The sequence below is a fragment of the Oceanisphaera sp. W20_SRM_FM3 genome (assembly GCF_052119705.1).
Taxonomy (GTDB): Bacteria; Pseudomonadota; Gammaproteobacteria; order Enterobacterales; family Aeromonadaceae; genus Oceanimonas.
In genome coordinates, this window is sequence record NZ_JBGQOP010000029.1 from 34,573 (window position 1) to 41,924 (window position 7,352).

7 protein-coding genes are annotated in these 7,352 nt (G+C 49.0%); 5 read left to right on the top strand and 2 right to left on the bottom strand.

Annotated features, from left to right (window positions below; genetic code table 11):
- Window positions 1-211 precede the first annotated feature (211 nt).
- The gene (locus ACEN2G_RS13075) at window positions 212-1,924 is read left to right on the top strand and encodes a 2-isopropylmalate synthase (RefSeq protein ID WP_442022242.1); all 1,713 of its coding nucleotides are present in this window, start codon (window positions 212-214) and stop codon (window positions 1,922-1,924) included.
- Window positions 1,925-2,128: 204 nt separating this feature from the next.
- Here the strand turns inward: ACEN2G_RS13075 and ACEN2G_RS13080 are convergent, their stop codons facing one another.
- The gene (locus tag ACEN2G_RS13080; RefSeq protein ID WP_442022244.1) at window positions 2,129-2,617 is read right to left on the bottom strand and encodes an MgtC/SapB family protein; all 489 of its coding nucleotides are present in this window, start codon (window positions 2,615-2,617) and stop codon (window positions 2,129-2,131) included.
- 320 nt (window positions 2,618-2,937) lie between these two features.
- Here ACEN2G_RS13080 and ACEN2G_RS13085 point away from each other — a divergent pair, with 320 nt between their 5' ends.
- Window positions 2,938-3,768 (top strand): SDR family oxidoreductase, encoded by an 831-nt coding sequence (locus ACEN2G_RS13085; RefSeq protein ID WP_442022254.1) that lies wholly within the window; start codon window positions 2,938-2,940, stop codon window positions 3,766-3,768.
- A 45-nt stretch (window positions 3,769-3,813) separates the two neighbouring features.
- On the opposite strand, the gene ACEN2G_RS13090 is transcribed toward ACEN2G_RS13085, so the two are convergent.
- On the bottom strand, window positions 3,814-4,152 hold the full coding sequence (locus ACEN2G_RS13090) for a DUF1904 family protein (RefSeq protein WP_442022246.1): 339 nt from the start codon (window positions 4,150-4,152) through the stop codon (window positions 3,814-3,816).
- A 117-nt stretch (window positions 4,153-4,269) separates the two neighbouring features.
- On the opposite strand from ACEN2G_RS13090, the gene ACEN2G_RS13095 reads away from it, so the two are divergent.
- The 3 genes from ACEN2G_RS13095 to ACEN2G_RS13105 all read left to right on the top strand — a co-directional run bounded on the left by ACEN2G_RS13095 (window position 4,270) and on the right by ACEN2G_RS13105 (window position 7,186).
- Window positions 4,270-5,166 (top strand): TraB/GumN family protein, encoded by an 897-nt coding sequence (locus ACEN2G_RS13095; protein WP_442022248.1) that lies wholly within the window; start codon window positions 4,270-4,272, stop codon window positions 5,164-5,166.
- A gap of 161 nt (window positions 5,167-5,327) precedes the next feature.
- Window positions 5,328-5,453, top strand: a complete 126-nt coding sequence (locus tag ACEN2G_RS13100) for a DUF3149 domain-containing protein (RefSeq protein ID WP_442022256.1) — start codon at window positions 5,328-5,330, stop codon at window positions 5,451-5,453.
- 257 nt (window positions 5,454-5,710) lie between these two features.
- The gene (locus tag ACEN2G_RS13105) at window positions 5,711-7,186 is read left to right on the top strand and encodes a carboxypeptidase M32 (protein ID WP_442022250.1); all 1,476 of its coding nucleotides are present in this window, start codon (window positions 5,711-5,713) and stop codon (window positions 7,184-7,186) included.
- Window positions 7,187-7,352 lie beyond the last annotated feature (166 nt).

Below are 7,352 nucleotides of genomic sequence, written 5' to 3' on the forward strand. Positions count from 1 at the left end.
CTTAACAGGCTAGCACGTTAAAACTGCTCACCAAGCACACCACCTATGCACTCATTATTAAGTTACTGGTGACTATCACCCTATATAGACAAAAATAAGCAATGTTATTGCCAAAAATAGTGGTATGCAGCATTAGAACGCAATCTCTAGCCTAAGCATGTGCGCTACTCTAGTGGCATATCAAGGGGAATCAATTTTAAGGTGTCTGCACATGAGCGTTACTCATCAAAACTTTACTCATAAAAAGTACGTGGCCTTCAAGCCTGTGAGCAAAACTGACCGCCGCTGGCCAGACCGTGTGATCGAGCAGGCACCGCGTTGGTGTGCGGTGGATCTGCGGGATGGTAATCAGGCGTTAATCAAGCCGATGAACGTGGCTCAAAAGCAGCGCTTGTTTGATTTGTTGGTGAAGCTGGGCTTTAAAGAAATTGAGATTGGCTTCCCGGCTGCCAGCCAGCCAGACTTTGATTTTTGTCGTAAATTGATCGAAGAAAATCGCATTCCTAAAGATGTACGCATTCAGGTGTTAACTCAGGCGCGGCCTGAATTGATCGCCCGTACCTATGAAGCGTTAAAGGGTGCAGATAAAGCCATAGTGCATGTTTATAACTCCACCTCCACAGTACAGCGTGAGCAGGTGTTTGGACTGGACAGGGCAGGCATTCGTGAGATTGCCGTTAACGGAGCACGCTGGGTTAAAGAGCACGCAGATTTAGCACCCGAAACGGAATGGACGTTCCAGTATTCCCCTGAAAGCTTTACCGGCACCGAGCTGGATTTTTCCGTCGAGGTGATTGATAGCGTCAACGCAGTATGGCGACCGGATCTGGGTCAAGGGGTGATCATTAACTTGCCCGCTACGGTTGAGATGTCGACGCCCAACGTATTTGCCGATCAAATTGAATGGGTCTGTGATCATGTTGCTCATCGTGAGCACTTTAGTATTAGTGTACATACCCATAACGATCGCGGTTGCGGCGTGGCGGCGGCTGAGTTGGCAATCATGGCCGGTGCGGATCGGGTTGAAGGCACCTTAATGGGCAATGGTGAGCGCACCGGCAATATGGACTTGGTGACCATGGCCATGAACCTGTATTCCCAAGGCATAGATCCGCGCTTGGACTTATCCGGTATGGCGGAAATTGTGGAGACGGTTGAGGCTTGCACCGATATCGCCACCCATCCACGTCACCCTTATGCGGGGGATCTGGTGTTTACGGCATTTTCTGGCAGTCATCAAGATGCGATTCGTAAATGCTTGGCTCATCGTGAAGAAGGCGATATGTGGAATGTGGCTTATTTGCCGATAGATCCTGCGGATCTGGGCCGTCATTACGATGAAGTGGTGCGTATTAACAGTCAATCTGGCAAAGGCGGCGTGGCCTATATATTAGAGCGTGATTACGGCATTACGCTGCCGCGCTGGTTGCAAATTGAATTCAGCAAAGTGGTGCAAGCAGAGGCCGAAACTAATGGCGGCGAAATTGACTCCTTAACTATTCACCGTTTATTTGAAGAGAAATACCTGAAGGTGCAACCGAACTGGGCTTTGGTGTCTTACGACTTGCAGCGCAACCAAAGCGGCGTGCACGCCGAAGTCAGCGTTGGCACGTCCGCACCACAGGTGAAGTTTAAAGGCCACGGCTCGGGCGCAGTGGAAGCGGTAGCCTCGGCACTGCACACTCAGTTTGGGGTTGTAGTGGCGGTAGAGGCCTATGACGAATTTGCCTTAGGCGAAGGCACCAAAGCCAATGCCATGGCCTGTATCCGCGTGCGCATTGCAGACCGCCACTACAGTGCGGCGGCGCTGGCGGAAGACACCACTTTCGCCACCCTACAAGCGTTGTTATCGGCGGTAGCTCATCAAGTGGATTTACACGTTAAGCTTGATAAGCTCCAGCAAACCGCAGCAGTAACCGTTTAACGCCAGCTGTTTACTAGCGGGCTAACGCCTCTTTAATCTTTAATCTTTAATCTTTAATCTTTAATCTTTAATACCAATTTAGCTTCCGTGCTTGCCGCTTTGGCAAGCACGGTTTTTTCGGTTAGATTAAACGCTGACTCAAATCAAGCTTAACTGCGCAGCAATTACATGACTATTTAGCGATGAGTCTTACTGCGCTTTGCTTTATTCTTTATTAGCTGGTGATTTATTAGTTTGTTCTACGCGCATTTCAAAGGGCATTAACAATGCTAACGTAATCAGTGTAATAACGGTTCCCAACAAAGCGACCCCTAAACTGCCTAAGCCAGCCGCTACACCAATGGCCGCCGTCATCCACACTCCCGCAGCCGTAGTCAGCCCTTTGATATCTTGCTCATTGTTTAGCTTTAAAATAGCACCCGCGCCAATAAAGCCGATACCGGTTATTATGCCTTGAATGACCCGAGATAAGGCATCTAGGGTCATACCCACACTGGAGCAAGCAAGAATAAACAAAGCCGTACCTAGGCATACTAATATATGGGTTCTAAATCCTGCAGGTTTTCTGTATTTTTCTCGCTGTAAGCCAATCAAAGCGCCAAAAAAAGAGGCCGCCAGCAAACGAATGGCAAAGTGAGCTAACTCGCGCCAGCTCGGTATACCGTATATTAATGCTTCCCAAATATAGTCCATTGCTCTTCGCCTATCTGCAGGGTTTGGGTGATAACGCTAGACTGTATCTTTCTGCTATCGCTTTGCTTATTAAAGACATATTGTTGCAGACCTTATTGTTGCAGAAATACTACATAGGTGCCAAGTGCCATCTAACGTCAGTGGGCATGTCAAAAAAATATCTATTGAAACTGTAAAAAACTAATAGCCTGCTACGGCCATGCTCCGCTAAACGCTAACCTGCACCATGGGTTGCAGCCGATGGCAAGACTCGGCACAGTAGGCTGATATGGCTATTCCTTAGCTTGGCTCTCTTATTAGGTAGCAAGATGACGGAACAAATAAAAAGAAGTGTGTTGATCACCGGCTGCTCGTCCGGCATTGGCTTATGTGCAGCACATTTTTTAACGGCGCAAGGCTTTCAAGTGATAGCCTCGGCCCGCAGTGCTGACGATGTGGCGGCGTTAACCGCGGCGGGACTGACGGCAGTGCAATTGGACTTAAATAATGAAGCCAGCATAGAAGCCGCCGTAACAAAAACCTTGCAACTGACAGGCGGGCGTTTATATGGCTTATTTAATAATGGCGCTTACGGTCAGCCAGGCGCGCTTGAAGACCTACCGACGGCGGCCTTGCGTGAGCAATTTAATACCAACCTGTTTGGCACTCATCACTTAACACGCTTGGTGCTGCCAGTGATGTTGGCCGCAGGCGAAGGCCGTATTATTCAGAACAGCTCGATTTTAGGCATAGTGGCCATGCCGTTTCGCGGTGCCTATAACGCCTCTAAATTTGCGTTAGAAGGCTACACAGACACCTTGCGCTTAGAGCTCACGGGGACCGGAGTGCAAATCAGCTTAATTGAGCCGGGCCCGATAGAAACCCAGTTTAGGGCGAACTCTAAAACCGCGTTTCTCAACCATATAGATGCAGACCACAGCCGTCATCATGCCGGCTATCAACAAACCTTAGCCCGCTTACAGCGCCCCGGTCCCAGCTCAAAATTTAGCTTAGCGCCCGAGGCCTGCATGGCACCTTTATTAGATGCGCTAACCAGCAAACGGGCGAAAATACGTTATCCGATCACCCGCCCCACGCACATTATGAGCTGGCTGCGCCGCCTACTTAGCGCACGCGTGTTGGATCGTATTCTATTAAAAGCCGGCGGCTAGGCTGCCTGCGACTCGTAGCCAAAACTTGGCTTATTTGCCCTTATCTTACTTACCGTAGTGCTGGCCATTTTCGTAGTAGCTGTAGCCATCCAAAGGCGTAAAGATAATGCACAGGTCTTGCTCTGGGGCTAAGTGCTTTTTCAACTCGGCAGTGATAATAGAGGCCACTTGGTCTTGCAGTGCTTGAGGTCGAGTAAACCACAATACTTCGACTAAGGGTTGGCCTGCTACTATCTGACCATCTTGCACAAATTCGGCGGGGATAAATTCCAGTACGAAATGGTTTTCTGGGCTCTCAATAATGGGCGCTAAAGTAGTGACTAAGGTTTTGCTCACTTCTTTAACTATGGCTCGAGACATACCACGAAAGCGTAGATGAGGCATAATTGGCTCCTGTTATAAATGTTAGGGTTATGGCTATCAAAACGATAAGCGCAAAGTGTTAGACGAATAAAAACCCTCGCAGTGTATGTAAAGTCGGGCTACAAAACAGGATCTAAAATGAAAATATTTTCTTTTTTATTACTTTGGCTGTACAGCGGCTATGGCTTGAGCGCGCCGGCACTTTGGTCGGCCATCAAAGGCGATCAACAGTTGTGGCTATTTGGCTCTATTCATTTAGCGGATGCTAGGTTAGCCAAGTTACCAACCGCCTTAGCCGAGCGGTTGCAACGCAGTGAGCACTTATATTTGGAGGTCAATCCCAAGACAGTAACGCCGCAACTACTAACGCCATTTTTAACCTTACCCGCGGCAGATTCTTGGCAAACGCGTCTTGGATCACCGTTAAGCTTGGAACTTGAACACGCCTTGGCGGCGCTCAACTTATCTCACTTAAAGAGCATGCCGCCTTGGTTTGCCACCATGCAGCTCAGCCAAGCCCACGCCAAGCTGCAAGGGTTTGTCAGCAACCAAGGGGTGGACATGCAATTACTACAGCTTGCCGAGCAACAAGGTTTTACGGTGTCCGCCTTAGAGTCGCCCACCTTAGTATTTGAATTAATGGCGTCTTTAAGCGAGCGCAACTTAGAGCAAGACTTTGTACGCCATAGCCTCACCGAGCAAGCAGAGATGGCCGAGCACTTAGAGCTGTTATTTAGCACTTGGCAAAGTGGCGATGAGCGCGCTTTGCTTGCCTTACTCGACGACCAAGGCTCGCCGGCCCTCACCAACTTTATCCGCCAAGAATTACTTTGGGCGCGCAATAAACTGTGGCTTGCTGAGCTTAAACGCCAAGCCCCGACTCAGGCATTAATCGTAGTGGGTGCCCTGCATTTATACGGCGAGCAAGGCTTACTGGAATTACTGCAAGCAGACGGTTATCAGCTACAAAAAGTGCGTGATAAAACAACTAAAACCAAAAACGAGAAGCCGCAAATAAAAATAGCAGCAAATTGACGGCTGCCCGCTAGGTATTTATGGCCCTATAAAGCGCATTTTTAATAAATCACCGACAGTGCGCTTTATTGATCGAGATCAGCATAGTGTTATTTCCATTCGCTAAGATACCTTCATAGCGCACACGAAGGGAGACGACTATGGCTTTTTGGCTTGATTTAATGTTTGGTAGTGATATTGGCTTTATGTCTATGATGACTATCATAGTGACTACCATTATCGTCAGCACGATTTGCTGCTACTTTGTTTATAAAGTACGTACGGCTCCAACGCCAGAAAATGAGTAGCACTGCCCTCACCTCTTGATGGCTCGCAAAAAACGGTTAATTAAATAGCTTATCGATTAAATAAATCAACAAGCTAATCAATGCAATTTTATTATAATAATTTCAGTATTAATAACGGCAAGCTCCTCCTCCCCTAGGCTTGTCGTTTTCTTGTGTTTTTTTTCCTCAATAATAATGACAGCTCTGTTAGCAACTTGGCACTGTGGTGCGCTTTATGATTAACTTCAGCCTTTGCATGCACGCATTCTGGAGTCTTAATGTCGTACTCAGCCTTAACTCATCATTTTCAACAGCAATATCACTTGCAACACATTGCGGCCATTTGCGGCTGGGATCAGGCGACTATGATGCCCAGTGGTGGCAATCAAGCGCGCGCCGAGGCCATGAGCACGCTGGCTGTGCTTAGCCATCAGCAACTGCAAGCGCCCCAATTAGCAGACTGGTTTGCTGCCGCAAAAGCTGAATCATTAACCGCCGCACAAAGCGTAAGTTTAACCGCCATGCAGCGCCAATGGCGCGATGCCACTATGTTGCCTAGCGATTTAGTGGGTGCCTTTTCTCTGGCCGGATCTCGCTGTGAGCATGCGTGGCGCAGCCTGCGCCCAGCCAATGACTGGGCAGGCTTTTTACCGCTATTCGAAGAAATACTCAACTTATCGCGCCAAGTGGCCGCGGCGCGAGCCGATGCTTTGGGCCTATCCTGTTACGACAGCCTACTCGAGCAATTTGAACCCGGCATGCGCACCGCAACCCTTGATCCATTATTTGCCGGTGTAAAACAATGGTTGCCAGACCTAATAACAGAGGTGCAAGCCAAGCAAGCCCGTGTTCGAGTGCTACAGCCTAGCGGCACCTTTGCCACCGCTAAGCAAAAGGCGCTAGGCCTAGAGGTGATGCGCTTATTAGGCTTTGATTTTAATCACGGCCGTTTAGATGTAAGCGCCCATCCATTTTGTGGTGGCGTTAGCGAAGACGTGCGTTTAACCACTCGCTACGACGAGCAAGATGTAGCACAGGCGTTAATGGGCGTAATACATGAAACCGGTCATGCCCGCTACGAGCAAGGCTTACCCACACAGTGGCGCAGTTTGCCGGTCGGCCAAGCGCGCTCCATGGGCATACACGAGTCACAAAGTTTATTCTTTGAGATGCAATTGGCCCGTCATCCTGCCTTTATCGCCCAACTGGCGCCTATGTTAGTGCAACAATTTGGCGAGCAAGCCGCTTTTTCTCCCGACAATCTGGCCAAACTTTATACCCGTGTGCAGCCGGGTTTAATTCGTGTAGATGCCGACGAGCTCACTTACCCCGCCCACGTGATGCTGCGCTATGAAATAGAGCGCGACCTGATTGAAGGCCAGCTGCAAGCCAAAGACTTACCCGAGCGTTGGGATCAACTGATGCAGCAATATTTAGGCATTAGCACCCAGGGCAACTATAAAGACGGCTGCATGCAAGATATTCACTGGACCGACGGCAGCTTCGGTTACTTCCCCAGCTACACTCTAGGCGCCATGTATGCGGCGCAACAAGCGCAAGCGATACAAACTGAACTTGGCTCTTTTGAGCAACTGATTAGCCACAATCTGCCCAGCATTTTTGATTGGTTGCAGCGCAATATTTGGCAGCACGCCAGCTTGCTGGATACAGACGCGCTTATCACTCAAGCCTGCGGCCAACCGCTCACCGCCAATGCTTTTAAACTGCATTTAGAACAACGATATTTGGGCTAGACATAGCTGGAAGCTGAATGCTGAATGCTGAATGCTAGAAGCTAGAAGCTAGAAGCTGGAAGCTGGAAGCTGGAAGCTAGAAGCTAGAAGTGTGGAATGGCCCGACTAAAGTAGACACCAGTTTAAGCAGCATTAAGTTGCTGCGCATATGCGTTGGGGGTTAATC